Origin of the sequence: Microbacterium sediminicola (assembly GCF_039531125.1) — a bacterium.
Taxonomy (GTDB): Bacteria; Actinomycetota; Actinomycetes; order Actinomycetales; family Microbacteriaceae; genus Microbacterium; species Microbacterium sediminicola.
In genome coordinates this window covers 748,840-775,434 of the sequence record NZ_BAAAPL010000002.1, presented here as the reverse complement: position 1 = coordinate 775,434, position 26,595 = coordinate 748,840, and the positions used below count along the sequence as shown (strand labels likewise).

Annotated in this window: 26 protein-coding genes; 6 read left to right on the top strand and 20 right to left on the bottom strand. The window is 68.5% G+C overall.

The features are described from left to right. The first annotated feature begins 6 nt into the window (after positions 1–6). The 5 genes from radA to ABD206_RS12200 all read left to right on the top strand — a co-directional run bounded on the left by radA (position 7) and on the right by ABD206_RS12200 (position 6,570). The gene (radA, locus tag ABD206_RS12220) at positions 7–1,392 is read left to right on the top strand and encodes a DNA repair protein RadA (RefSeq protein ID WP_344072951.1); all 1,386 of its coding nucleotides are present in this window, start codon (positions 7–9) and stop codon (positions 1,390–1,392) included. A 64-nt stretch (positions 1,393–1,456) separates the two neighbouring features. Next, complete coding sequence (locus ABD206_RS12215) at positions 1,457–2,212, top strand: GntR family transcriptional regulator (protein ID WP_344072949.1); 756 nt, start codon at positions 1,457–1,459, stop codon at positions 2,210–2,212. A gap of 280 nt (positions 2,213–2,492) precedes the next feature. Beyond that, on the top strand, positions 2,493–3,602 hold the full coding sequence (gene add, locus ABD206_RS12210) for an adenosine deaminase (protein WP_344072946.1): 1,110 nt from the start codon (positions 2,493–2,495) through the stop codon (positions 3,600–3,602). Next, positions 3,599–5,419, top strand: a complete 1,821-nt coding sequence (locus tag ABD206_RS12205) for an adenine deaminase C-terminal domain-containing protein (protein WP_344072944.1) — start codon at positions 3,599–3,601, stop codon at positions 5,417–5,419. The genes add and ABD206_RS12205 overlap by 4 nt, the downstream gene beginning before the upstream one ends. Positions 5,420–5,442: 23 nt before the next feature. Then, positions 5,443–6,570, top strand: coding sequence for an acyl-CoA dehydrogenase family protein (locus ABD206_RS12200; RefSeq protein WP_344072942.1), 1,128 nt, complete (start codon positions 5,443–5,445; stop codon positions 6,568–6,570). A 6-nt stretch (positions 6,571–6,576) separates the two neighbouring features. Here the strand turns inward: ABD206_RS12200 and ABD206_RS12195 are convergent, their stop codons facing one another. The 8 genes from ABD206_RS12195 to ABD206_RS12160 form a co-directional block, all read right to left on the bottom strand. Continuing rightward, the gene (locus tag ABD206_RS12195; RefSeq protein ID WP_344072940.1) at positions 6,577–6,972 is read right to left on the bottom strand and encodes a dehydrogenase; all 396 of its coding nucleotides are present in this window, start codon (positions 6,970–6,972) and stop codon (positions 6,577–6,579) included. Positions 6,973–7,067: 95 nt separating this feature from the next. Then, positions 7,068–7,757, bottom strand: coding sequence for a hypothetical protein (locus ABD206_RS12190; RefSeq protein ID WP_344072938.1), 690 nt, complete (start codon positions 7,755–7,757; stop codon positions 7,068–7,070). 9 nt (positions 7,758–7,766) lie between these two features. Next, positions 7,767–8,480: a hypothetical protein gene (locus ABD206_RS12185; RefSeq protein ID WP_344072935.1), complete on the bottom strand. Its 714-nt coding sequence runs from the start codon at positions 8,478–8,480 to the stop codon at positions 7,767–7,769. Between the two features lie 9 nt (positions 8,481–8,489). Beyond that, on the bottom strand, positions 8,490–8,996 hold the full coding sequence (locus tag ABD206_RS12180; protein WP_344072933.1) for an amino-acid N-acetyltransferase: 507 nt from the start codon (positions 8,994–8,996) through the stop codon (positions 8,490–8,492). A 79-nt stretch (positions 8,997–9,075) separates the two neighbouring features. Continuing rightward, a complete protein-coding gene (locus ABD206_RS12175) occupies positions 9,076–11,604 on the bottom strand; it encodes an ATP-dependent Clp protease ATP-binding subunit (RefSeq protein ID WP_344072931.1) in 2,529 nt (842 codons plus the stop codon). 319 nt (positions 11,605–11,923) lie between these two features. Beyond that, a complete protein-coding gene (locus ABD206_RS12170; protein WP_344072929.1) occupies positions 11,924–12,619 on the bottom strand; it encodes a hypothetical protein in 696 nt (231 codons plus the stop codon). A gap of 37 nt (positions 12,620–12,656) precedes the next feature. Then, positions 12,657–14,165, bottom strand: coding sequence for a cardiolipin synthase (cls, locus tag ABD206_RS12165; RefSeq protein WP_344072926.1), 1,509 nt, complete (start codon positions 14,163–14,165; stop codon positions 12,657–12,659). A gap of 51 nt (positions 14,166–14,216) precedes the next feature. Further along, positions 14,217–14,402 carry a hypothetical protein gene (locus tag ABD206_RS12160; protein ID WP_344072924.1) on the bottom strand — a complete coding sequence of 62 codons (186 nt, stop codon included), beginning with the start codon at positions 14,400–14,402 and terminating at the stop codon, positions 14,217–14,219. 112 nt (positions 14,403–14,514) lie between these two features. On the opposite strand from ABD206_RS12160, the gene ABD206_RS12155 reads away from it, so the two are divergent. After that, complete coding sequence (locus tag ABD206_RS12155; RefSeq protein WP_344072922.1) at positions 14,515–15,660, top strand: DUF4192 domain-containing protein; 1,146 nt, start codon at positions 14,515–14,517, stop codon at positions 15,658–15,660. Here the strand turns inward: ABD206_RS12155 and lysS are convergent, their stop codons facing one another. From lysS to tilS, 12 genes are all read right to left on the bottom strand, one after another. Next, positions 15,661–17,190: a lysine--tRNA ligase gene (gene lysS, locus ABD206_RS12150; protein WP_344072920.1), complete on the bottom strand. Its 1,530-nt coding sequence runs from the start codon at positions 17,188–17,190 to the stop codon at positions 15,661–15,663. Positions 17,191–17,252: 62 nt separating this feature from the next. Then, positions 17,253–17,939 carry a Rossmann-like and DUF2520 domain-containing protein gene (locus ABD206_RS12145; RefSeq protein WP_344072918.1) on the bottom strand — a complete coding sequence of 229 codons (687 nt, stop codon included), beginning with the start codon at positions 17,937–17,939 and terminating at the stop codon, positions 17,253–17,255. Beyond that, positions 17,936–19,492, bottom strand: coding sequence for a PH domain-containing protein (locus ABD206_RS12140; RefSeq protein WP_344072916.1), 1,557 nt, complete (start codon positions 19,490–19,492; stop codon positions 17,936–17,938). Before ABD206_RS12140 ends, ABD206_RS12145 begins: the two co-directional genes overlap by 4 nt. Further along, the gene (locus ABD206_RS12135) at positions 19,489–20,067 is read right to left on the bottom strand and encodes a PH domain-containing protein (protein WP_344072914.1); all 579 of its coding nucleotides are present in this window, start codon (positions 20,065–20,067) and stop codon (positions 19,489–19,491) included. The genes ABD206_RS12140 and ABD206_RS12135 overlap by 4 nt, the downstream gene beginning before the upstream one ends. After that, positions 20,015–20,506: a DUF3180 domain-containing protein gene (locus tag ABD206_RS12130; protein ID WP_344072912.1), complete on the bottom strand. Its 492-nt coding sequence runs from the start codon at positions 20,504–20,506 to the stop codon at positions 20,015–20,017. The genes ABD206_RS12135 and ABD206_RS12130 overlap by 53 nt, the downstream gene beginning before the upstream one ends. Further along, positions 20,503–21,036 (bottom strand): 2-amino-4-hydroxy-6-hydroxymethyldihydropteridine diphosphokinase, encoded by a 534-nt coding sequence (gene folK / locus ABD206_RS12125; RefSeq protein ID WP_344072910.1) that lies wholly within the window; start codon positions 21,034–21,036, stop codon positions 20,503–20,505. The genes ABD206_RS12130 and folK overlap by 4 nt, the downstream gene beginning before the upstream one ends. Further along, positions 21,033–21,401 (bottom strand): dihydroneopterin aldolase, encoded by a 369-nt coding sequence (gene folB, locus ABD206_RS12120; protein ID WP_344072908.1) that lies wholly within the window; start codon positions 21,399–21,401, stop codon positions 21,033–21,035. Before folB ends, folK begins: the two co-directional genes overlap by 4 nt. Next, positions 21,388–22,209 (bottom strand): dihydropteroate synthase, encoded by an 822-nt coding sequence (gene folP, locus ABD206_RS12115; RefSeq protein WP_344072906.1) that lies wholly within the window; start codon positions 22,207–22,209, stop codon positions 21,388–21,390. The genes folB and folP overlap by 14 nt, the downstream gene beginning before the upstream one ends. Next, positions 22,206–22,796 (bottom strand): GTP cyclohydrolase I, encoded by a 591-nt coding sequence (gene folE, locus ABD206_RS12110; protein WP_344072904.1) that lies wholly within the window; start codon positions 22,794–22,796, stop codon positions 22,206–22,208. The genes folP and folE overlap by 4 nt, the downstream gene beginning before the upstream one ends. A 9-nt stretch (positions 22,797–22,805) precedes the next feature. Then, positions 22,806–24,809: an ATP-dependent zinc metalloprotease FtsH gene (gene ftsH / locus ABD206_RS12105; RefSeq protein ID WP_344072902.1), complete on the bottom strand. Its 2,004-nt coding sequence runs from the start codon at positions 24,807–24,809 to the stop codon at positions 22,806–22,808. Positions 24,810–24,886: 77 nt separating this feature from the next. Then, positions 24,887–25,438: a hypoxanthine phosphoribosyltransferase gene (gene hpt / locus ABD206_RS12100; RefSeq protein WP_344072900.1), complete on the bottom strand. Its 552-nt coding sequence runs from the start codon at positions 25,436–25,438 to the stop codon at positions 24,887–24,889. A gap of 46 nt (positions 25,439–25,484) precedes the next feature. After that, a complete protein-coding gene (gene tilS, locus ABD206_RS12095; RefSeq protein ID WP_344072898.1) occupies positions 25,485–26,480 on the bottom strand; it encodes a tRNA lysidine(34) synthetase TilS in 996 nt (331 codons plus the stop codon). Positions 26,481–26,595 lie beyond the last annotated feature (115 nt).

The following is a 26,595-nucleotide window of genomic DNA, read 5'->3' as shown; positions in this document are numbered from 1 at the left end:
GAACCCATGGCCCGACGCCCCGCATCCGCCGCCGCGTTCACGTGCACCGAGTGCGGGTGGTCCACCGTCAAGTGGGTCGGCCGCTGCGGCGAGTGCCAACAGTGGGGAACCGTCGTTGAGACAGCCACTCAGACCGGAATCGTGCGGTTCGTCGAGTCCGCCGCCCCCACAAGCGAGCGCGCCGCGCAACCGATCACGCGCGCCTCGGCTGCCGAAGCGCCCCGCCGGACGACCGGCATCGGTGAGTTCGACCGTGTTCTGGGCGGGGGTCTCGTCCCCGGAGCAGCGATCCTGCTCTCCGGTGAGCCCGGCGTCGGCAAGTCCACCCTCTTGTTGGATGTCGCGGTCAACTCCGCGCGCGCCGGTCACCGCGTCCTCTACGCCAGCGCCGAGGAGTCGGTGGCGCAGGTGCGTCTGCGCGCCGAACGCACCGGGGCGCTGCACGACGAGCTCTACCTCGCGAGCGAAACCGACCTCGCCACGATCCTCGGCAACGTCGACACCGTCCAACCCGACCTTCTCATCGTCGACTCGGTGCAGACCGTCACCTCGGCCCTCCACGACGGTGCAGCCGGCCAGCCCACACAGGTACGCGAGGTCGCCTCGACGCTCATCCGGGTCGCGAAGGAACGCGGGCTGCCGGTGATCATCGTCGGCCACGTCACCAAAGACGGCTCCATCGCCGGGCCCCGACTCCTCGAGCACCTCGTCGACGTGGTGTGCCATTTCGAAGGCGACCGCCAGACGTCTCTGCGTTTCGTCCGGACACTCAAGAACCGCTTCGGCCCCACCGACGAGGTCGGCTGCTTCGACATGGCCGGGGACGGCATCCGCGAGGTGAGCGATCCCAGCAGCCTGTTCCTCGGCACCGGCGCTCCGGTTGCGGGCACGTGCGTCACGATCGCGATGGAGGGACGACGCGCACTTCCGGTCGAAGTCCAGGCCCTGACGATCAAGACCTCGGCGCCGAACCCGCGTCGGGTCGTGAACGGTGTGGACGCATCGCGAGTCGCGATGGTGCTCGCGGTGCTCGAACGCCGAGCCGGGATCAGTGTCAGCGACCACGACGTGTATGTCTCCACCGTGGGCGGCGTGCGGCTCGCCGAACCGGCGGCTGACCTTGCCATCGCCGTCGCGGTGGCCAACTCCCTGCGCGATCATGCCCTCGCGCCCGGGACGGCGGCGATCGGCGAACTGAGCCTGGCGGGCGAGATCCGCCCCGTCACCCAGGTCGCCCACCGGCGCTCCGAGGCGCAGCGCCTGGGCTATCGTGCGATCGTGGACGACACCGCGCGTACGTTGCGCGCCGCGCTGAACCGCCTCACGCTGGCCGCAGCACCGTCCCACACATCCGGGGAACCTGAGGAAATCCGGACGAATCCGGCATTCTAGGCAGACCTCTCGGCCTGTAAGTTGACTTCGACAGGGCGCACAGCATGCCCTCGAAGGGCCTCCCGTGACCACCTACCTTCCTCTTCCTCGCCCCGCGGGGGACCCCGAGGCGATGCGCGTGTTGCACGGGCTCCTGCGCTTCGTGCGAGAAGCCGCGCTCGCCCACACCCCGCTTCCGGGCGAGCTTGACCTGACCGCACGCCTGTCCTGCACGAGGCAGCAGCTACGCAACGCGATGTCCGAACTCGAGGCGCAGGGCATCGTCCGTCGCCGCCAGGGCTCTGTCACCACCGTGGACCCGATCGCGCTGCGGCTGAGTGTGCGCCTCGAGGAGCAATTCGAGCACGTCGATCTGCTGAACCGCCTGGGCTACCGCGCCGAGGTCGAGGAGCTCAGCTCCGAGACGACGACTCTCGGTCCGACCGTGGCCGCGGTCATGGAGATGCCCGAGAATGCTCCCGCCATCCAGGTCCGGAAGCTCTGGCGCGCCGACGGCGCCGTGTCCCTGGTGGCCACCGACATCGTTCCCCTCCCGGGACCTGCCTCACCCGTGAAGAACGAATCCGTGTTTGCGCTGGCGGCACGCCTGTGGGGCGAGCCGGTCGTGTGGGAGGTCACCACGCCCGGGGTCGCTGTGCTCGACGACGCGTTGGCGGAGTTGTTCGAGCGCCCTGTCGGAACCCCCGTGATGACGCTGGAACTCATCGGGATCGGGGCCAGTGGCCGGCGTCTGCTGCACAGCCTCGAGTACCACGACCCCGATATCGTCACGTACTCACTTGTCCGGACGGTGCGTCCCCCGTGGCACGGAGCCGGCTGAGTCACGCAGCCCACGAGTGCCAGAAGCCCTCGTGGGCGCGAGCGGCCCCGGCAACCCGCATGGCCTCGCGCAGAAACCTCTCGTCGGGTTCCGTCAGATCCACATGAGCCCTCCCCTTGTAGACAAGTCGACGATCCCGCAGTGAGCGCAGCGTGCTCCCATGCCAAAAAGTCAGGCCTCTGTTACCGCGAGGTAACGGGAACCCGCGAGCTTGTCCACAACTTGTCGATAAGTATGGGGGGAGGATTATCGTGAGAAGAGTCATCCCTGGAGGCCCACCGTGAGCATCGCGCCCGCACGCATCGATGAGCAGACGATCCGCGCGCTCCCGAAGGCAGAAGTGCACGTCCATCTCGAGGGCACCTTCTCGCTCATCGACCTGCTCACCCTCGCCAAGGAGAACGGCGTCGCCCTGCCGGGACCGGCCGCAACCCTCTTCGACATCTCCACCCACACGGACTTCGAGACTCCCGAGGTCACCACCGGCGGCGGCACGGGAACCGGCTCGGCGGGACTGTCGGGTTTCCTTCGCTTCCTCGACTGGCAGTGCGGCCTCGTCCGCACGCCGGAGCAGGCTGCCCGCGTGGCCTACGCCTTCGCCGCCCGCCAGAGTGCGTCCGGCGTGCGGTACTCGGATGTCATCGTCAACCCCACCCACTGGAACGCCTGGCGGGGCCGCGACCTCGCGCTGATGGATGCGCTGTCCGCCGGGTTCGACGAAGCCGAACAGGACGGCCTCTGCCGTGTCGGCATCGCATATTCGCTGCTCCGCGGCCAGACAGCGGCCGATGCCGAAGACGCCGTCGCGCGCCTGGCCGACGCATCCCTGCGCCGGGTCGTCGCACTCTCGGTGGACGGCGATGAGAAGACCACCGGCCGCACGGGCGAGAAGTTCCAGAACGCCTTCGCGATCGCGGCGAGCGCGGGACTTCATCGCACGGTCCATGCCGGGGAGTCGAGCGGCCCGGAGGGCGTGTGGGATGCGATCGACCTGCTGCAGGCCGAGCGCATCGACCACGGCGTGCGGGCGATCGAGGACGACGCCCTCATCGCGCGCCTGATCGCGGACGGCGTCAGCCTGGGCGTGTGTCCCCGATCCAACATCACCCTCGGCATCTACGACGGCTGGGCATCGCATCCGCTCCCGCGCCTGCTGGCGGCCGGCGTACGGGTCACGCTCAACACCGACGACCCTGCCCCGATGGGCACCTCGCTCGAGGCCGACTGGGCAGTGGCCGCCGACCAGTTCGGCTTCTCCCACGACGACATGGTGGGGTTCGCCCGTCGTTCTCTCGAGGCCTCCTTCGCCGACGACGACCTGAAGCGTGACCTGCTGACCGAGCTGGAGGCTGTCGTCACAGCATCCACCGCAGCAGAGGTGACCGCATGACGATGCTGACCGACCTCACCCCCACGACCGCGGAGCTCATGCACATCCGCGCCGTCGCCGCCGGGCACACAATGCCCGATGTCATCATCCGCGGCGGTCTTGCGCAGTCCCCCGGCACCGAGGAGTGGCTTGAGCGCGACATCCTGGTCGCCGGACGCCACATCGCGACCCTCACCCCCTGGGGCCACGTCACCGAGGCCGGGGAGGAGATCGACGCCACCGGCTCGTATGTCGTCCCGGGTTTCATCGACGCCCACCTGCACATCGAGTACACGAACCTCACCCCCGGTGCGCTCGCGCGCCTGTCGGTGCCGCGCGGCACCACGACGGTCCTCACCGACCCGAACGGCGCGGCGAACGTCTGGGGTGCGCGCGGTATGGACTTCCTGCTGTCCACCGACACCCCGCTGCACATCTTCCAGCAGGTCTCCCCCACCACCCCGGCCTCCGACATCCTCGAACGTGGTGGCGCCGTGATCCCCGAGGAGACGGTGCGCGCACGCCTGTGGGATGACAACACCGTGACCCTGGGCGAGGGTAACCCGTTCGACTACGGCGAGCGCTCGACCGGCCGATTCCGGGAGGCGCTGGCAGCCGGAAAGCGCGTCACCGGGCACACCGCAGCGCAGACCCACGAGTCGCTCTGGGGGTATCTGGCCGCAGGCGTCGGTGACGACCACAACGCCGCCACGATCGACGAGGTTCTCGAGCGCACGCGCCTGGGCGCGATGGTCACGATCATGGGGTCCTCGCTCGTCGACAACACCGTGCCGCTGTTCGCCGATCTGGATGCCATCGCCCCGGCCCTTCGCAGCCTCAGCTTCTGCGCCGACGACAAGCACGCGTGGGACCTGTCAACGCAGGGCCACATCGACCACCACGTACGCCAGGCGATCCGCTTCGGCGTCGACCCGCAGCTGGCCTACCGGATGGCTACGATCCACCCGGCGCACCATTACCGCCTCGACCAGGTGGTCGGGCTTCTCGCGCCGTCGCGACTCGCCGACATCCAGATCATCCCCGATCTCGCAGACGCACGGCCGAGCACCGTGCTCGTTGCCGGCTCGGTCGTCGCGCGCGACGGCGCCGCGCTGTTCGAGAACACGGACCCGCTGCCGGACTGGGTGCGGGGCACCGTCCACGTCGGCGACATCACCCCTGACATGTTCACCGTTGCCGCGCCCGCAGGCGCCACGCAGGCGTGTGTGCGGGCGATGGAGATGTACAACGGCTACTTCAAGCGCGAGTTCGAGGCGACTCTCGCTGTCGATGGCGGCCTCGTCCAGCCGGATGCCGACACCGATGTCTTGAAGATCGCCGTGGTCGATCGCCACCACGCCTCCGGCGAGGTCGGGATCGGCTTCGTGCGCGGCTTCGGGCTGCGGCAGGGCGCCATCGCCATCACGATGAACTGCCCGAACATGAACATCGCCGTCGTCGGCGCGGACGACGCATCCATGGCCCTCGCGGTGCAGGAGCTGGCGCGCACCGGCGGCGGGTTCGTCACCGTGGCCGACGGCGAGGTCATCGCACGGGTGGATCTCCCTGTCGGCGGGATGATGAGCGCCGCGCCGTGGGAAGAGACCGCCAAAGATCTGGATGCGGCGCACCGCGCGACCCACGCGCTCGGCTGCGCCATCCCCTCGCCGTACATCATCCTGTCGTTCGTGGGTCTGTACGTCGTGCCCGACCTGGGCGTGACCGAGCGGGGCCTGATCGACACCACGACCCAGTCGTTCGTCGATGTGCTGCTGCCGGGACATGCCGGTGTGTGCGGACACGCGCACCGCGCCGGCGACGCCACCCCCGACGCCTGATCCTCGACCGAAAGAGATCCGCAATGTTCACTCGCCCGACACCGTTCACCGTCCCTGCCGCCGAACAGCAATGGGTGGATGCGGTCGCGGGCCTCGCGCCGCAGTTCGCCGCGACCGTCGCCGATGACGATGCCGGCGCGCGACTGCCGATCGAACATCTCCAGGCGCTGCACGCGACCGGACTCGACGCGGCGTTCCTCCCGGTCGAGCACGGTGGAGACGGGCTCTCGTACGTGACGCTGGTCAACATCGTGCGGACGCTCGCGACCGTCCACCCGGCCCTCGCCACGGTCTGGCTCATGCACATCGGTGCGGCCCACGCCCTGGTGACGCTGTCGTCCCCCGAAGAGGGTGCGTTCTTCGCCGCCGAGCTGCGGGCGGGCAAGCGCTTCGCCAACGCCCTGTCGGAGCCCGCGGGAGGAAACCTCTTCCTCGCCTCTCAGCAGGATGCGTCCCCCACCGCCGCCGGCTGGGCGCTCACGGGCCGCAAGCTCTTCATCTCGGGGTCCGAGATTGCCGACTACTTCTTCCTGAACTCGCGCGTCGACGGCAACCCGGCCTTCTTCGGCGTCACCGTCGATGACACCGTCTCCTTCCCGCCGATCCAGGAGACGATGGGGATGCGCGCCACACGCAGCCGCACCGTGGAGTTCGCCGAGACGCCGCTGCTGGCCTCCCGCCTGTGCGGCATCCCGCCGATTGACTACGCCAACCTCATCACGGTGGCCTTCGCGTTCCTCTCACTCGGCATCGCCGAATCGGCGCTCGACCTGCTCACGGCATCCGCGCACACGAAGAAGGGACCCGCGCCCGCTCTCGCCGACGCCCAGTGGGTGAAGATGGAAACGGGCCTGCTCTGGACCGAGACCCAGGCGGTCCTGCTGCTGGCCGAACGGGTCGCGTGGCTGGCAGATCAGCGTTCGACCGAGGCGATGGCGGCGGCGACCGAGTCGAAGATGCTCGCCAACGAGCTCGCCAAGAAGGCGGCCGCAGAAGCCGTTCGGGTCGGCGGCGGCGGCTCGTACCTGGTGACCTCGCCGATCCAACGCGTGTTCCGCGACGCGCAGGCGGGCGCTCTGATGGCGTACTCCGTGCCGTTCTCGCAGGAGGTCATCGGTAACGCGGTGCTGGAGGCATCCGCACCCGCCTGACCGGATTCAGGCGTCGAGCGCGGCGATGAGGTCGGCGGGCGTCGCCTGCATGGGGTGGGGGCCTGCGATATCGAAGAACACCGTGGTGATCTCCTCACCGTGCGTCCCGAGGAACTGCCGCAGGCTCGCGGACGGCATGAGCGCGACCGCCGGCGGCAGCGTCGCCGGCTTGTGCGCGGCATCGCTGAACAGCAGTAGCGCGACCTGTCCGGTGTTCGGGTCGCGGAAGGTCCACACCTCACCGACATCCAACGGATTGTCCCGCTGGCCGGGCTTCATGAGCGGCACGACGGTCGGCCCGTGGCGGAGGGCGAAGGCGACGGCGGCCATGTCCTGGGTCTGCAGCGCATCCCCGAGGGAGGTGTTGCGGAACTCAAGGGGCTTCTTGTCGCGCCTGGCCATCCCCCAAGCGTAGTTCGGGGCGGGACTCGTGCTGCAACTCGGCGAGAGGAGGTGCAACTCGGCGAGGCGAAGTGCAACTCGGCGAGGGGCGGGGCTCAGTAGAGCAGGAACTGCGTGGTGGTGCCCGAGGGCACACCGCCGATCTCGACCGACAGGTGGTACGACGCACCGCCCCCTGACGCAACCGGGCGGCTGTCACTGTCGCAGGTGTCCACGGAAGACCGGGTGCGGTCCCACTCGAGTGGGGTCGCGCTCGTCACCGACTGGCCGGCGGCGAGCGTGACGATCATGTCGCTCGGCTCACTCTGACAGTCGGTGCTGCGCCACCAGGTGTCGTCGCCACTGGTGATCGTGAACACCTGCGTGGTCGTTCCGACGTTGATCGTGCAGTCCGCGTCGCTCGTGTTGGTGAGACGGATCGACAGCTGTGGGTTCTGCCCCGACGCGTAGGTGTCCTGATCGGTGAGCGGTTCGACGACCACATCGCTGCGTGTGCACCCGGGCGCGGCGCTGTCGGTGGCGGTGGGCTCGGCCGCTGCCTCATCCCCCTCGGGTTGGGCGGCGACATCCATCGTGACAGCAGGCGTCGCCGACGACGTCGGAGACGCGGATGCCGAGGCGCTGGGGGCGGGAACGCTCGTCAGGCTCGCGGAACTCGCCCAGGGCTGCGCGATCACAAGCCACACGATGCCGACAATCAGCAAGACGAGACCGAGCAGCACCAGCAGCCGCCGTCGCCGATACACCGCCTTGGAGTGGCGGCGGCGCGGCGACGGTGAGCTCATACCCCCAGCCTATGTCGGCTGGCCTGGATCAGGTGCCGGCTCCACAAGAACCGGTGCGACCAACTCGTCCACCGTGATCCCGCGGCGCGCGGCCGCAGCGGTGAGCTGGGCGGCGAGCGCGGGCGGAAGACCCGCACTCTCTCGCGGGGTGTCCGGCATGAGCAGGGCGAGCACCGGCACGACCACGACTCCAAGGGCCGCGAGGATGCCGAACACCCCGAGGATCCGCGGATAGTCCTCCCACCCGGACAGATCGTCCCACCACACTCCCAGCACGGCGATGAGGGTCATCACAGCGATGACCGCAAGCGTCGCGACCAATCCCCATCGCACGGCGGGACGCTGCCGCGTGACGAGCAGCAGCAGGAGGGATGCCAGCGCCCAGGCCGCCGAGAGAAGGATGCCCGTGACGAGGAGGCGCGACACCGTCTCACCGGCATCGCGGTCCAGCCAGACCAGCGTGATCGCGAGCGCCGCCGACGCAACCGTGACGGCAACCCCGATCGCGCCGAACAGCTGCGCGGCACGTCCCCACAGCGCGACGCAGGCGAGCGTTGCCACGCTGAACGCACCGACGATCGCTGTCGTCGAAAGGATCTTCCAGACGAACTCGCCCTCTGAGCCACCCAGCAACACCAGGATGCCTGCCACGGCGGCAATGGAGTACGACACCACGATGACCACCACCAGCGCGGTCCGCACCCGCGAATAGATGGTCTTCATCGACGCCTCTCAGTCCAGGATCTTGAGCATCCTCGTGTTGCCGAGCGTATTCGGTTTCACATGCGCGAGGTCGAGGAACTCGGCGATGCCTTCGTCAGGCGAGCGGATCAGCTGGGTATAGACGTCCGGATCCACAACCTGCTCGCCGATCGGGGTGAACCCGCGAGCGGTGAAGAAGTCGACCTCGAAGGTGAGACAGAACAGGCGCGTCAGACCGAGTTCGCGAGCGTTGCGCTCCAGCTGCTCGACGATCGCGCGACCGACGCCGCGGTGCAGCCAGCCCTCGGCGACGATCAGCGTGCGCACCTCGCCCAGGTCCTCCCACATGATGTGCAGGGCACCGCATCCGACGAGTTCACCGTCGGCGTTCTCCGCCACGACGAACTGCTGCACCGATTCGAAGAGGACGACAAGGTCCTTGCCGAGCAGGATCCGGCGCTGCACCCACGGCTCGAGCATCGCCTGGATGCCACGCACATCCGCCGTGCGCGCGCCGCGCACCGTGAACTCAGTCATCCCCCCAGCCTAGAACCACCGGTGCCGACAGCAGAGGGGGCGGATGCCGAAGCATCCGCCCCCTCTGGGAACCGCGTGATCAGTCCGAGGTGATCGTGAGGTCGGGGGTTGCGGTGATCTCGCCGCCCGTGACCACGCCCACCGCGACCTTCTCGCCGCGCGGACCGTGCTCGAACAGGAACTCACCGTCGACGGCATCCACCTTCACGTGGTCGCCCGGGTTGAGCTCGCCGTGCAGGATCTTCTCACTGAGGTGATCCTCGATCTCGTGCTGCATCGCGCGACGCAGGGGGCGAGCCCCGAGTGCCGGGTCGAACCCGACCTCGATGAGGCGATCCTTGGCGGCCAGCGACAGCTCGATCGTCATGTCACGGTCGAGCAGACGCTCTCCCAGGCGCTTGGTGAACAGGTCCACGATCTGGCGGAGCTCATCCTTGTCGAGCTGCGGGAACACGATGATGTCGTCGACGCGGTTGAGGAACTCGGGCTTGAAGTGGCGCTTGAGCTCTTCGTTGACCTTGCCCTTCATCCGGTCGTACGTCGTGGAGGTGTCGCCCTCGACCTGGAACCCGACCGGGCCGCCGGCGATGGCCTGCGAACCGAGGTTCGTGGTCATGATGATGACGGTGTTCTTGAAGTCGACGATGCGCCCCTGACCGTCGGTCAGACGGCCCTCTTCAAGAATCTGCAGCAGCGAGTTGAAGATGTCGGGGTGCGCCTTCTCGATCTCATCGAACAGGACCACCGAGAACGGCTTGCGGCGGACCTTCTCGGTGAGCTGGCCGCCCTCTTCGAACCCGACGAAGCCGGGAGGGGCACCGAACAGACGCGAGACGGTGTGCTTCTCGCCGAACTCGCTCATGTCGAGCGAGATCAGCGCACCCTCGTCGTCGAAGAGGAACTCGGCGAGCGCCTTGGCCAGCTCGGTCTTTCCGACACCGGTGGGGCCGGCGAAGATGAACGAGCCCGAGGGGCGCTTCGGGTCCTTGAGGCCCGCACGCTGGCGACGGATCGTCTTGGAGAGGGCGGCGATCGCCTCTTCCTGGCCGATGACGCGCTGGTGCAGCGCCTTCTCCATGAAGACGAGGCGGCTGGACTCTTCCTCGGTGAGCTTGAACACCGGGATGCCGGTCGCCTGAGCGAGGACCTCGGCGATCAGCCCCTCATCCACGACCGCGGGCGAGGAGACCTCGCCGGCACGCCACTGCTTCTCGAGGCGCAGGCGCTCCGCGAGCAGGCTCTTCTCCTCGTCGCGCAGGGCAGCGGCCTTCTCGAAGTCCTGCTCTTCGGACGCGGCTTCCTTCTGCTCGCGCACCTTGGCGATCTTCTCGTCGAACTCGCGCAGCTGTGGCGGGCTCGACAGGATCGACAGGCGCAGGCGGGCGCCGGCCTCGTCGATCAGGTCGATGGCCTTGTCCGGCAAGAACCGGTCGCTGATGTAGCGGTCGGCAAGGTTCGCGGCGGCCACGATCGCGCCATCCGTGATCTGCACCTTGTGGTGCGCCTCGTAGCGGTCGCGCAGCCCCTTCAGGATGTTGATCGCGTGGGGCAGGCTCGGCTCTGCGACCTGAATCGGCTGGAAGCGGCGCTCGAGCGCGGCATCCTTCTCGAAGTGCTTGCGGTACTCATCGAGCGTCGTCGCACCGATCGTCTGCAGCTCACCGCGCGCCAGCAGGGGCTTCAGGATGGATGCGGCGTCGATCGCGCCCTCCGCGGCACCCGCACCGACGAGCGTGTGGATCTCGTCGATGAAGACGATGATGTCACCGCGGGTGCGGATCTCCTTGGTGACCTTCTTCAGACGCTCTTCGAAGTCACCGCGGTAGCGGGAGCCGGCGATCAGCGAGCCGAGGTCGAGCGAGTAGAGCTGCTTGTCCTTCAGCGTCTCGGGCACATCGCCCTTCACGATCGCCTGCGCAAGACCCTCGACGACCGCGGTCTTGCCTACGCCGGGCTCACCGATCAGCACGGGGTTGTTCTTGGAGCGACGCGAGAGGATCTGCATGACCCGCTCGATCTCCTTCTCACGACCGATGACCGGGTCGAGCTTGTTGTCGCGCGCGGCCTGGGTGAGGTTGCGGCCGAACTGATCCAGCACCTGCGAACCGCCCTGGGCGGTGCCCTGGGTTTGCTCGCCCGAACCGCTCGCGACGCCCGCGGGCTCCTTGCCCTGGTAGCCCGAGAGCAACTGGATGACCTGCTGGCGCACCTTGTTGAGGTCGGCGCCGAGCTTGACGAGCACCTGAGCGGCAACGCCCTCGCCCTCGCGGATGAGGCCGAGCAGGATGTGCTCGGTGCCGATGTAGTTGTGGCCGAGCTGCAGCGCCTCGCGCAACGACAGCTCGAGGACCTTCTTCGCGCGCGGCGTGAAGGGAATGTGCCCGGTGGGCTGCTGCTGACCCTGACCGATGATGTCCTGGACCTGCTCGCGGACGGCATCCAGCGAGATGCCGAGCGACTCGAGAGCCTTGGCTGCAACGCCCTCACCCTCGTGGATCAGACCCAGCAGGATGTGCTCGGTGCCGATGTAGTTGTGGTTGAGCATCTTCGCCTCTTCTTGGGCGAGCACAACCACGCGACGGGCACGGTCGGTGAATCTCTCGAACATCGTCTACTCCTTCGGCCGGCGCGGGTCCTCCCGGAGGAGCACGAAACGCATGACGGGCGCTGTACATCGAGAGTAACGACGGCGCGAGAGCCGTATGCCCGTGTTCGCCAGGGGCATACGGCAGGGCAGACATCCGACCTCGCGGATGTCGCGGCGCGGCATCCACGCCGCTCTTCACGCGATGCCACCTCCGCAACTCCTCTCGCGAAGGGAGGAGAAATCGCCGCGGTAGGACAACACGCCCACCATCCATCCTGTTGTGGCGATATCTCCTACGCCCGCGAGATTCCCGCCCAACGGGACCCGGGCGAGATGGATGCTACGAGCTGGCGCCGTTGATGGTGATGGTGGTGTCGAACGAGTCGCCGGTGAGGATCAGCTGCACGCCCGTTTCGCCGGACAGGCCGTCGGCGAAGGCGGTCGTGGTACGCGGGGCCATGTCCATCGTGCAGGCCTGGTCGGCGGGCGGGTCGACGAACGTGACCGTCACCTCGCCGGGCGCGGTCACCTCCGCGGTGTCGACCGTGGGCGGGCATCCCGATGAACCCCAGGTGAGGATGCCGAACTGCCCCTGCTGCTGGAACCAGCCCGCACTCGGCTGGTAGTCGGTCTCCGTCCCGGGTCCTGCCAAACCGTCGACACCCGCAAGCAGGACGTTGCCGTAGTAGCCGTCGTTCGTGACCCAGATCTCCAGGTCCTGTGACGGGTCGACGCCGTCGGGCACTGTGACCAGCGTGATACGGGTGACGAGGTCGGCGGTGCAGGGGGTCGACTCGTCCGGCTCCACGAAGGTGACGGCGAGATCCCCGGCGTCGTTGATCTCGGCGCTGTCTGCGGTGGGGATGCAGGTGCTACTGCCCGAGGTGGCGACCCCGATCAGGCGCCCGTCATCGAGCCAGGTCGCTTCGATGTCGATCTGTTGGCCGGACGGCGCATCCGAACCGCTGATGCAGCCGGTCAGGCCGAGGGCGAGCACGCCGGCGGCAGCGAGAGAGGTAAGGATTCGGCGAGACATGGGCGGCTCCTTTGCGGCGTGGCTGTGCCGGATGCGACTACTGCAGTGCGGATGTCAGACGGGCGAGGTTGTCGAGGACGGTTGAGCGCAGCGGCTGCTTCTCCCACTCCTCGAGCGTGAGCTGGCGGCTGAGGCTGCGGTACTGAGCCTCGACGGCGCGCATGTCGTCGACGAATTCCTCACCGCGCACCATCATCGAGACCTCGAGGTTCAGGCCGAAGGATCGCATGTCCATGTTGCTCGAGCCGATCACGGCGACGTCATCGTCGATCGTCAGACTCTTGGAGTGCAGGATGAACGGCTTCTTGTACATCCAGATCGTCACGCCCGCCCGCAGCAGCGCCTCGTAGTAGCTGCGCTGCGCGTGATAGACCATCGCCTGGTCGCCCTCCTCGGAGACGAACAGCTCGACGTGGACGCCCCGTTGGCAGGCCGTGGTCAGCGCGACAAGCAGCGACTCCTCGGGAACAAAGTAGGGACTGACGATGATGATCTTCTCCTGCGCCGCGAACAGGAGGCTCATGAACAGCTTGAGATTGTTCTGGTACTCGAACCCGGGCCCGGATGGGACGATCTGGCAGTCGAGATTCCCGTCCAGGGACGCGACGTTCTCAAGATCCACCTGATCGGCGAGGATCTCGCCGGTCTCGCTGTACCAATCCGAGATGAAGACCAGGTCCACCGACGACACCACAGGCCCCTCGACCCGCGCCATCAGATCGACCCAATGCAGGCCGCGCTTGATGTTCTTTTTGAGGTTGTACGTCGAGTCGGTGACGTTCTGGGAGCCCACGAACGCGACGTTGCCGTCCACAACCAGCAGCTTGCGGTGATTGCGCAGATCGGGTCGCTGCCACTTGCCCTTGAGCGGCAGCACAGGGAGCATGAGCCGCCACTGCGCGCCCATCGCGTCCAGTCTGTGCAGGGTCTTCTTGTAGAAGGGCTTCCCCCGGTTGGCCCAGTGATCCAGCAGCACACGCACGGTCACTCCCCGCGCCGCGACTTCCTCGAGTGCGCGGAAGAAGTTGTCGGTGGACGCATCCGTCTGCAGGATGTAGAACTCGACGTGCACGTAGTTCTTGGCCTCGCGGATCGCGTCGGCCATGGCATCCAAGCTCTGCTGGTACTCCGAGATCAGTGTCGCCTGGTTGTCCCCGGTCAGCGGCATCGCGCCGAGGTTGGTGTTCAGCGCCACCAGACCGTCGAACCAGCTGGGAGCATCCGGCCGCAGCGTCCCGACCGACACGGTCGCACCGTTCTCACGCAACGCCTGGTTGATCTGCTCCTGATGATCGCGGCGCTTTTTGGGGAGGCGCGGTGTTCCGATGAGCCAGAACAGCAATACACCCACCAGAGGGATGAAGTAGATCGCGAGCAGCCACGCCATCGCTGCTGTGGGACGACGGTTGCGCGGCACGATGATGACCGCCGCGACACGCACCGTGATGTCGAAGACGAAGACCGCCAGCAGCCACCAGCCGGCTGCATCCGGGAAATCGACGTTGACATCCACCGCGCCCGACGTCGACAACGAAACCAGATCCATCGACTCCCCCGCCCACTACGTCTGAAGCCAGCGTAGTGGGAACCACGAGCTCTACTCGGACGCGGCGGTGGCCGGAGGCATCCCGCGCTTCGCGCGCTCTTCGGCCTCGATCTTGGCGTAGGCGCGGCGCTCGTTGCGGTCCGCGCGGACAGCACTGCGCAGCACGTAGAAGAAGAGGCCGAGAACGACGATGGTCGGCAGAATCGCCCACAGCGCCGAGACCCACCATTCGTCCATGCCTCCAGGATACGCGGCGATTCCTTCCTCCCGAAGTCGACCGCGAGCGCGGTTGTCCCGGCGCGGAGGATCGGCTCGCGATCGGATACCGCGCGCTGCCGAACCTCGATGCATGACCACCGTCGTGAAAGCACAGTCAAGCGCCGACTTCCTCTCGCTCGTTCCACGGATGCTCGGGTTCGTCCCGCGCGAGAGCATCGTGCTGGTCCCGTTCCGCCGCGGCCGCAGTCGTGGCGCCCTGCGGCTCGACCTTCCCCGGGACGATGCTCCGATCGATGAGATCGCGGCGACGATGTTGGGGCTCGTGTGTCGCATCCCCGAGGCGGACGGGTGCGCGATCGTGATCTACGCGGAGTCGGATCTTCCCTCTCCGACGCTCATCGAGAGGATCGAGCAGCGTGCGGACGCCTGCGGCGTGCGCGTCGTCGTCACGCTCTGGGTGCACGGCGACCGGTGGGGGTCGTATGCGCAGCCCGGCGCCGTGCGCGCGGTCGCATCGACCGACGACCTGCCCGGCGTTCCCGCGCTTGCGGCGGGGGACCAGGCGTCGGGCGCGGATCTCCCGCCGGCATCGGCGGAGCTGCGCACCACTGTCGCTCAGGCCATCGAGGCGCTGCGCGAAGCCATCGACCTCCTGCGCGCGAAGACGCCGTCGATCGCCGGTGCCGAACGCATCGACCCCCGCGCACTCGCCGCCGCGTGCTTCCTCCAGGACGTGCCGTCGTTCTTCGACCGTCTGCTCAGCGCCGAACCGGACACGCTGGACCCGTTCGAGATCGCGACCGCCGCATGGGCACTCGGCCGCCCGTCGCTGCGGGATATCGCGCTCATCTGCTGGCTGGACGGGCTCGACGCGGGAGACGTCGCCGCCGAGGCGCAGCTCGCGTGGGAGGGCGGCGACGACTATCCGGCCGAAATCGCGATGCGGATGTGGGGCGAGGGGCCGCAGCCGGCACCGGACCGGTTGGCCCGCGCGCTCGCGCTGGTCCGCACCATCGCCTCCCTCGCTCCCGACGAATCCCGCCCCGGTCCGATGGCGGTCTGCGGATGGCTCTCGTGGGCCCTGGGCAGTTCCACGCACGCCGGGATCTACGCGACGAAGGCGATCGAGATCGAACCCGAGCACGGTCTCTCGGAGATCGTGCTCAGCTTTGTGCAGGCCGGGCACCTTCCCGACTGGGCGTTCCAGGTGGGCAATGCTACAGAAGGGGTCGAGACCGGTCGCACCGACACCGACGACGACCCCGCGGCCGCGTGACTATTTGACGAGCGGGAAGAGGATCGTCTCGCGGATGCCGAGCCCGGTGATCGCCATGAGCAGGCGGTCGATCCCCATGCCCATGCCGCCCGTGGGGGGCATGCCGTGCTCGAGCGCCCGCAGGAACTCCTCGTCGATGCGCATCGCTTCGTCATCGCCGCGCGCGGCGAGCTTGGCCTGCTCGACGAAGCGCTCACGCTGGATGACGGGGTCGACGAGCTCGGAGTAGCCGGTGGCCAGCTCGAACCCGCGCACATACAGGTCCCACTTCTCGACGACGCCGGGAATTGTGCGGTGCTCGCGCACGAGCGGGCTCGTGTCCACCGGAAAGTCCATGACGAAGGTGGGACGGTCCAGGCCCGGCTTGACGTAGTGCTCCCACAGCTCCTCCACGAGCTTGCCGTGGGTGGCGACCTTGTTCGGCACATCGACCCCGACTTCGGCGGCGTGCGCCAGGAGCTCGTCCAGCGACGTCTCCGGCGTGATGGTGCGCCCGGATGCCGCCGACAGCGAGACGTACATCGACAGCCGCTCCCACTGGCCGCCGAGCTCGTAGACCGTACCGTCGGCCCAGGTGACGGTCGTGGAGCCGGCGACCGCGATCGCCGCGTTCTGGATGAGCTCCTGGGTCAGGTCGGCGATGCCGTGGTAGTCCGAGTACGCCTGGTAGGCCTCGAGCATCGCGAACTCGGGGCTGTGGGTGGAGTCGGCGCCCTCGTTGCGGAAGTTGCGGTTGATCTCGAACAGCCGGTCGATGCCACCGACGACGGCACGCTTGAGGAAGAGCTCGGGCGCGATGCGCAGGTACAGCTCGGTGTCGAAGGCGTTCGAGTGCGTGACGAAGGGCCGCGCGGATGCCCCACCGTGCTGCACCTGCAGCATCGGGGTCTCCACCTCGATGAAGTCGTGGGCCGCGAAGGTGTCGCGCAGACTCCGGTTGACGGTGGCGCGGGCGACGACCGTCTCGCGTGCCTGGTCGCGGACGATGAGGTCGAGGTAGCGGCTGCGCACGCGACTCTCCTCCGAGAGCTCGGCATACATGTTCGGCAGCGGCAGCAGGGCCTTGGCTGCGATCTGCCAGTCCGAGACCATGATCGAGAGTTCACCGCGGCGGCTGGAGATGACCGTACCGCTCACAAAGACGTGGTCGCCGAGGTCGACGAGATCCTTCCAGCGCTGCAGCGAGTCCTCGCCGACCGCGGCGAGGGACACCATCGCCTGGATGCGGCTGCCATCGCCTGCCTGCAGCGAAGCGAAGCAGAGCTTGCCGGTGTTGCGGCTGAACACCACGCGACCGGCGACAGCGGCCACATCCTCGGTTTCCTCGCCCGACTCGAGGTGCGCATAGCGCTCTCGCAGCGCACCGATGGTGTCGGTGACCGGGACACTGACCGGATAGGCGCCGCCGGCGGCATCCGTCCGCTCGGCCAACAGCCGCTCGCGCTTGCCCAGGCGCACCGCCTTCTGCTCGAAGATGTCTTCTTCGGCGGTGTCGGCGGGGGCTCCCTGCGGCGCGGGGGTCTCAGTCATGTGTGGGGCTCCTAAAAATCGTCGCCCAGTCTATCGGCGGGCGCCTGCGAGCCCGCCGGGCCTCACCCGGCCGGCGGCGTCTCTCCACCCGCGGCGAGCGCCTGGTCGACGGTCGTGTGCACGAGCGCCTCGAGGTAGCGCCCCGGCTCGGCGACACCGGCGGCACGCAGCAGCTCGGTGGACTGCTCGATGATCGAGCGCGAGAACTCGGTGGCGGTCGAGATCGCCTCGGCGTAGCGCGGGCGCTCGGCCTCTGCCACGATGACAGGCTCACACCCGATCTCGACCGCGAGCGCCTGCGCGATGGGCATGACCGGGACGGGTGCGGTCACCGCCGCGAAGGCTCCGGCGAGCGCCCGCAGGTCGATGGAGGCGCCCGTGAAGGTGATCGCCGGGTGGATGGCGAGGGGGATCGCGCCCTTCATCAACGCCGGCGTGAGCACCTCCACGCCGAACGCGGGATCGGTGTGCAGGACGAGCTGCCCCGGCATCCACGCCCCGACTTCGGCCAGTCCCGAAACGAGCCCCTCGAGCTGGTCGTGCGGCACGGCGATGACGATGAGCTGGCTGCGTGCGACGACGTCGGTCGCCTCGCACACCTCGACGCCCGGCAGGATCGCCTCGAGTCTGTCGTCGTCGGAGCCACGTGTGATGCCGACGACCTCGTGGCCGGCACCGGCGAGAGCGGCGCCGAGAACCGGCCCCACCCGGCCCGCGCCGATGATCCCGACCTTCAGGCGATCACTCATGCGTCGCCCGCCCAGCGGTGACTGTGGTCGGATGCCGCGGCCACCAATGCAGCCGCCTCGGTCTTCGCGAAGAGATCCAGCGCGCCATCCCGGTCCAGAGCCCGGAGCGACCCGGACACACGACCGACGACGGTGTGCGCGCGGATGTTCGCCAGTCGCAGCGAGCGGGCCAGCGGCCCCTGCGAGATGCCGATGCTCTGCAGACGCGCAAGGGGCAGGATCGCCAGCGACCGCCAGATGCGCCCGCGGCGCAGCAGCAGCGCGCCCTCACCCAGCACGTACCCGTTGCGCTGCCACGACAGCGGTCGCAGCAGCCGCGCGCGGCGCGGGGTGTTCGTGTAGGGGTCATCGGATGTCGGCCCCAGCGCCCCCTGGTCGAAGATGAGCTCCCCCTCGGCGTCGGCGATGCCCGGCAACACCAGGCCGAGGACCCGCGCGACGTCCGCGCGGTCCCCCACGGGCAGGACGGTGCCGAACTGATCGTTCGAGCCGTCGGAGGAGCTGCGACCCGACATCCGGTTGATGCGGATCGACCACCACCCGAACGGGCGCCACATCAGCGGCTGGCGCACCTCGACCGCGTGGATGCGACCGGGCGGGATGATCTCGGTGACGGTCGTGAGCAGCCCGTAGGTGATGCGCACGCCACTGGGCGTCGGGGCGATGGAGTAGCGAAGCGACCGGGTGACGGTGCGCACCCAGAACGCGCCGAAACCGATGATGGTCGGCAAGATGACGAACAGCAGCCAGCCGGTCGTCGTGACCGCGCCCGTGATGATCGCGGCGATCGCCACGAGCAGCACGATCGTCGTGCCGCTGAGCGCGTTGGATGCCACGAGCCGACCGACCGGGATGTGGACGACCGACTCCGGCTCATCCACCGGAGCCTCGGGCCCGGCGATGAGTCCCGTGATGCCGGCACTCACCGCGGCGGTGCGGGTCTCCGGCGCGGCGGCCTGCTTCTGCGCAAGACGCCTGCCCGAGGCCAGGCGCAGAATGTCCGCACGTACCTCTTCGGCGCGGGCGGTGGCGAGGTACTCGAGCTTGACGTTGCCGTCGTTGCCCGCACCGACCACCTCGAGTTTGGCAAGGCCGACCAGCCGCGCGATGAACGGGCGGGTGAGGTTCACCCCCTGCACGCGGTCCAGCGGCGCGCGCCGGTGCGTGCGGAACACGACGCCGCTGCGCACCTCGACGTCCTCCCCCGTGATGCGGAAGGTGTGGAAGCGCCAGCTGAGGGAGAACACCACCACAAGTAGGGCCAGCACGCCGATCACCACCAGGAGGGCGATGGCGACCAGATTGTGGGAGAGCACATAGTCGATCGGATCTTCAGGGGCAGGGCCCGACCAGTCCGGCGAGAGCCACGGGACGAGGACCTCGACGAGTCGTTCCCGCAGGTTGGCGATCAGGATGCCGCCCACGATGACGAGCACCAGCCCTCCGCGCAGGAGCGGGGTGAGCGGGTGCAGGCGGTGCCACTCCCCGTCACTCAGCGACGCCACCGCCCGTGGCGGGGATGCCGCGGCGCTCGAGGACGTGTCGTCGGTCACAGCCCGGTCCGGCGGGATTCGGCGACGGCGATGAGCGTGTCGCGCAGCGTCTCGGCCGCGGCCTGTGGGAGGCCGGGGATGACCACCCCGGTCGCCGCGGCGGCGGTGACGAGCTTGAGCTGGGCGATGCCGAATCCGCGATCCAGCGGTCCGTGGGTGATGTCGACCAGCTGCATGCGGCCGTAGGGGACGGCGACGACCCGCTGCCACAGGATGCCCTTGCGGAAGACGAGGTCGTCCTCACGCAGCTGGTAGCCGTAGGCGCGCGCCTGGCGCGGAGTGATCGCCATGGTGATCCCGATCAGCACGATGACGATGCCGGCAGGAATCCACGACAGCGCGAACCCGGCGAAGACGGCGAGCACGACCGCCGCGACCGCAACCAGCACGATCAGGACGCCGGACGAGATCAGCTGCACCCAGACATACTGGCGTGCCAGCTGATGCCACGTGTCGTCTCCGAGCGGGAGGCGGTTGGGTGAACGCGGCTCGAGAACGCGGCTGAACGTCGGGTCGGTGCGCTCAGTGTCCTCGGGCGCCGAGTCCGGAATCGGCGTCTCCGGGGGGAGTGTCATCATCGTCCTTCCGGATGGTGCAGAGGTACTCGGCGACAAGGCCCGCCGCCACCAGGATGAGACCTGCGACAAGGGTGGTCACCTGCGTTGCCATCGAGCCTAGTGAGGGGATGACCGGGCGGGTCAGCAAGAAGACAACCAGTCCCAGCGAGAAGCCGGTCGCCCCCGCGCCGAGCATGCTCGAGGCCTTGGCCAGCATCGCGATCTGCACGGCACGGAACGGATTGACGCGCGCGCCGTGCACGCCCCGGGCGGCGCGGCGGATCGGGATGGCGAGGACGATGACGATGGCACCGAGGGCCACCAACAGCACGGGGAGCGTGATCAGCGGTGTGAAGGACGGATACCCCGTCACGACCAAGAGCTGATCGGTGAAGAATCCGATGATCGCCGCCAGCAACGCGATCGTCAGCAAGATGCCGGCGCTCGTGCGTTTCACGATGCCGCCCGGATTTCGGCCAGCAAGTCCGCGACGGCACCTCGCCCGGGCAATACGGCCGCGGGATCCACCTCGAGCCACGGCGCAAGGACGAAGTCCCGCTCGGCCGCCCGGGGGTGCGGCAGGGTCAGCTCGGGTGCATCGCTTGTGACATCTGCGTACGAGATGAGGTCCAGATCGAGGGTGCGGTCCCCCCACCGCTCTCGGCGGACCCTGCCGTGGCGCTCCTCGATGTCGTGCAAGAACGAAAGGAGCACGCTCGGCGCCAGACGCGTGTGGACGATCGCGACGGCGTTGAGGTAGGCGGGAGCAGCCGGGTCGGGCCCGCTGGGCTTCACCGCGACCGAGTCGATCGGGGTCGACATCCGCACCTCGGACACCAGCGGCAGTCGGCGCAGGTCGGCGACCGCAGCCGCCATCGTCTCGGCACGGTCGCCCAGGTTGGCACCCAGTGCCACCACTGCAGCGATGTCGTCGGCGCGCACGCGCGCACCGGCGTCAGGGAAGCCGTCGGCCAGTCGTCTACTCATCGGGCGCTGCGGTGGACCGTGACGGACACGTCCTTGAAGCTCTGGGCGATCGGGGCGTGCGGCTTGTGGACGGTCACGCTGACGGCGCGCACGCCATCGAAAGCGAGCACGACGTCGGCGATGCGGTGCGCGAGCGCCTCGATGAGGTTGACCGGCTCGCCGGCGACGACGACGGCGACCGAGTCGGCCACCTCGCCGTAGTGGATGGTGTCCTCGAGCGCGTCCGTGCGGCCGGCGCGACGGGTGTTGGTCGACATCGCCAGGTCGATCACGAACTCCTGGCCGGTCAGACGCTCGTGCTCCATCGCGCCGTGGTACCCGTACACCCGCAGTCCGGTGAGGCGGATCTCATCACTCAGCGGCATCCTGCCCGCCCTTCTTCCAGAGTTCGGCGACGCGCAGCGCGTCCCGGGTGGTCGCGACATCGTGCACGCGCACCCCCCACACGCCGGCCTGCGCGGCGAGCGCGCTGGTGACGGCGGTGGCGAGGTCCCGACGGGACTCGGTCACCTCGCCCGCGCCTTCGAGGGCAGCGGCGAGGAACTTCTTTCGGCTGGTGCCGAGCAGCACCGGGACACCCTGCTGCACGAGCACGGGCAGGGAGGCCAGGACCGCCCAGTTCTGCGCGGGGACCTTGCCGAACCCGATGCCGGGATCCACGACGATCCGCTCCCGCGGGATGCCCGCAGCGGCGGCCGCACTCACGCGCGCGGCGAGCTCGTCGACGACCTCGGCCCCGACATCCGTGTATTCGGCGCGCGCGTACATGTCGGACGAGGGCCCGCGCCAGTGGCCGAGGATGATCGTCGCCTCGGTCTGCGCGACCGCGGTGAGCATGGCGGGATCGGCCAGCCCACCTGACACGTCGTTGACGATCGATGCCCCCGATTCGACGGCGGCCAGCGCCGTCGAGGCGTTCAGCGTGTCGATGCTGATCCGCGCTCCCTCATGGGCGAGCGCCCGGATGACGGGCACCACCCGGTCGCGTTCGGTGCTGGCAGAGACGCGCTCGGCTCCCGGACGGGTGGACTCGCCGCCGATGTCGAGGATGTCGGCCCCGTCCGTCCGCAGCTGCCTGCCCTGCGCGATGGCGGCGTCGGGATCGAGGTAGCGTCCACCGTCGCTGAAAGAGTCGGGGGTCACATTGACGATCCCCATGATGAGGGTGTTCATTGCCCACCGGCCCCGATCAGTGCGACGAGCTCCGCGCGCGCGGTGGGCTCGGCGAGCTCGCCGCGGGCGGCGACGGTGAGAGTCGAGGCGCTGGGCTGACGACCTCCGCGGGCGGTGACGCACTCGTGCGAGGCATCCATGACCACCAGCACCCCGCGCGGGTCAAGGGCCTCGGCGATCGCGTCGGCGATCTGCTCGGTCAGACGTTCCTGCACCTGTGGGCGAGCCGCGAGGATGTCGATCACCTTGGGGAGCGCCCCGAGTCCCACGACCTTCTCGTTCGGGAGATATGCGACGTGCGCGAAGCCTCGGAACGGGAGCAGGTGGTGCTCGCAGATCGAGCGGAAGTGGATGTCTCGCAGCATGACCGCACCGGAGGGAAGCGTGTCGGGTGCCGGACCGCGCGTCACCGAGATGGTGTGGGCGAGAGGGGCCCCGGGGTCCTGATCGATGCCGTCGAAGAACTCCGCATAGGCATCCGCGACCCGCTGCGGGGTGAGCTTGACACCGGGACGATCGGGGTCCTCCCCGATCGCCACCAACAGTTCGCGCACCAGCTCTGCTACGCGTGTTCGATCAACGGCCACGCGCCGAGCCTACGCGGTCGCGGGCCGTGCCTGAGAGCCGGGCTGCCGCGTCGGAGCCGTTGCCGCGGCGGACGTGTCCTCGGTGGCCGCGGCGACACCTGCGGGAGCGGGACGACGAGGCACATCGACGGGGGGAAGCGGTGACACGGGTCGCTGCTCGCTCGAGAGCCACTGCGGGCGCTCGGGCAGCTTCTTGACGTCCCTAAAGATCTCTTCGAGCTGGAGGTGGTCGAGGGTTTCCTCTTCCAGAAGCGTTCGGGCGAGCGTGTCGAGGATGTCGCGGTTGTTGTTGATGACCTCGTAGGCCTCGTTGTGCGCCTGCTCGATGAGCGAGCGCACTTCGTTGTCGACGCGGTCGGCGACGCGCTCGCTGTAGTCGCGGCCGTGACCCATGTCGCGCCCCATGAAGACCTCGCCCGAGCCCTGACCGAGCTTGACGGGGCCGACATCGGTGGTCATGCCGTACTCGGTGACCATCTTTCGAGCGATGTTGGTGGCCTTCTCGATGTCGTTCGAGGCGCCGGTGGTCGGGTCGTGGAACACGATCTCCTCGGCGACACGACCACCCATCGCGTAGGTGAGCTGATCCTGCAGCTCGTTGCGGGTGACCGAGTACTTGTCATCCAGCGGGAGCACCATCGTGTAGCCGAGGGCGCGGCCGCGCGGCAGGATCGTCACCTTGGTGACGGGGTCGGTGTAGTTCATCGCCGCAGCGGCGAGGGCATGGCCGCCCTCGTGGTAGGCGGTGATGAGCTTCTCCTTGTCCTTCATCACGCGGGTACGGCGCTGGGGTCCGGCCATGACCCGGTCGATGGCCTCATCGAGGGCGCGGTTGTCGATCAGCTGCGCGTTGGAGCGTGCGGTCAGCAACGCCGCCTCGTTCAGCACGTTGGCGAGATCGGCACCGGTGAAACCGGGGGTCTTGCGGGCGACGACCTCGAGGTCGACACCGTCCGCCAGCGGCTTGCCACGGCCGTGCACCTCGAGGATCCGCTTGCGTCCCTGCAGGTCGGGTGCGTCAACGCCGATCTGACGGTCGAAGCGACCCGGACGAAGCAGGGCCGGGTCCAGGATGTCGGGGCGGTTGGTCGCCGCGATGACGATGACGTTCGCCTTGGGGTCGAACCCGTCCATCTCGACGAGCATCTGGTTCAGTGTCTGCTCGCGCTCGTCGTGGCCGCCGCCCATACCGGCGCCGCGGTGACGACCGACCGCGTCGATCTCATCGATGAAGATGATCGCCGGGGCGCTCTCCTTGGCCTGGTTGAACAGGTCACGCACCCGGCTCGCGCCGACGCCGACGAACATCTCGACGAAGTCCGAACCCGAGATCGAGTAGAAGGGGACGCCCGCCTCGCCGGCGACGGCGCGCGCGAGCAGCGTCTTACCGGTTCCGGGAGGACCGTAGAGCAGCACGCCCTTCGGGATGCGGGCACCGACGGCCTGGAACTTGGCCGGGTCTTTCAGGAAGTCCTTGATCTCCTGCAGCTCTTCGATCGCCTCATCCGAGCCTGCGACGTCTTCGAAGGTGACGGTCGGGGTCTCCTTGGTGACGAGTTTGGCGCGCGAGCGGCCGAACTGCATGACCTTGCTGCCGCCGCCTTGGGCGGAGGAGAGCAGGAACCAGAAGAGCAGACCCAGCAGCAGGATCGGAAGGAAGAGGGAAAGGAAGCCGTCGAACCACGTCGCGCGGGGCACGACGTCGTTGTAGCCATCCGCGGGGTTGGCCGCGTTGATGGCATCCACGACCTCGCCAGCGCGCGCCGCCACGTAGTAGAACTGCACGTCAGTCGAGCCGTCGTAGGCGGTCGACAGCGTCATGTCGACGCGCTGTTCGCCATCGGTGTTCGTCACCTGAGTGACGGTGTTGCCGGCCAGCAGGTTCAGACCCTCTTCGGTGGTGATCTGCTTGGCCCCACCCAGGCTCGATACGAGCGTGAACCCGATGATCAGCAGCACCGCGACAAGCGCGATGTAGAGCAGGGGGTTACGGGTGAGCTTCTTCACATCCATGGTCGTCTCAGGCTACCCCGGCCCGGCTATGCGACTTCTGTGCATTCGCCCACGGCGTACCGAGGGCCGCCCGGCGATCAGCTGTAGACGTGCGGGGCGAGGATCGCCACGTCCCGCAAGTTGCGGTACTTCTCGGCGTAGTCCAGGCCATAGCCGACGACGAACTCGTTCGGGATGTCGAAGCCGACGTACTTGCAGTCGATCACGACGCGCGCCGCCTCAGGCTTGCGGAACAGGGCGAAGATCTCGATCGACTCGGCACCGCGCGAGGCGAAGTTCGACAGCAACCAGCTGAGGGTGAGGCCCGAGTCGATGATGTCCTCCACGATGAGCACGTGCTTGCCGTGCAGATCGACGTCCAGGTCTTTGCGGATCTGGACGACGCCGCTGGATTTGGTGCCCGCACCGTAGGAGGAGACGGCCATCCAGTCCATCGTCGAGTGGATGGGGAGCGCACGGGCGAAGTCGGCCATCACCATCACGGCGCCCTTGAGGACGCCGACCAGCAGCAGATCCTTGCCCGCGTAGTCGACGGCGACCTGTGTCGCAATCTCGTCGAGCTTGGCGCGGATCTCCTCCTCGGTCACCAGGACGCGGGTGAGATCTGCTTCAACATCGGCGGCACGCATGGGTTCCACTGTAGGCGGCGCGATCGCGTGTCCGCGAGGTCGGCTGTCAGCGCGCGGTGAAGACGATGAGGCCCGCGGTGCGAGCGGCGCGACACGATGGCAGGTCGATCGGACCCTGGCCGTGCCAGTCGGTGACCAGGCGCGCGACCTCGAGGGTCTGGGTGCGGGTGAGGCTCTCGCCGAACTCGGCGGCCACGACGTGCCGGATGATCCGGTGGCGCAACGCCGGTGGGTTGGCGGCGAGCGCCGGAACCGACACCGCGATGCCGGCCTCGGCAGGCTCGACGATGTCCTCGATCGTCTCGTCGATCATTTCGGCGAAGGCCTCGGCATCCTCGCGCACCTGGGCCGCGGTGCGCGCGAGGGCCTCCGCGACGCCGGGGCCGAGCTCGCGCTCGAGCGTGGGCAACACCGATGCGCGCACGCGGACGCGCGTGAACCGGGGGTCGGTGTTGTGCGGGTCGTCCCACGGGGTGAGATCTTGCGCGGCGCACGCGGCGCGCGTGGTGCGTCGACGAACGTCGAGCAGGGGGCGCAGCATCCGGGAGCCGTCTCCGCGCGTGCTCTCGGGAGCGATGCCCTGCAGACTGCCGCTGCCCGAACCACGCGCGAGGCCCAGCAGCACGGTTTCTGCCTGATCGTCGAGGGTATGGGCGGTGAGGATCACGACGGCACCGTGCTCGTGGGCGGCCGCGGCCAGGGCGGTATAGCGGGCCTCGCGCGCGGCGGCCTCCGGGCCACCGTCCGCGGCGACCTCCACCCGCACGACCTCGGCCTCGAGCCCCAGCGCCTCGACCTGGGCGCAGGCGACGGCCCCGACATCCGCGGACCCCTCCTGCAGCCCGTGGTCGACGATCACCGCCACCGCGCGGATCCCGCGCTTGGGCGCTTCGAACGCTGCGGCGGCGGCAAGGGCGAGGGAGTCCGCTCCACCCGAGACCCCGAGCACGACCGTCGTGCCGTCGGCGACGGTCCGCAGACCCTCACGCACAGCTCGCCGCACCTCGGCGACGGCCGGATCCAGGCCGGGTCTGACATCCACGCCCATACGCTACCCGGCCACGTCCGCTCCGTCCCCGCACCGCCGCCGTACTCAGGCTGGCAGCGACGCGGAGCACCCGCCACGCCCAGAAAGCCACGGGTTCTGTCCGCACCGG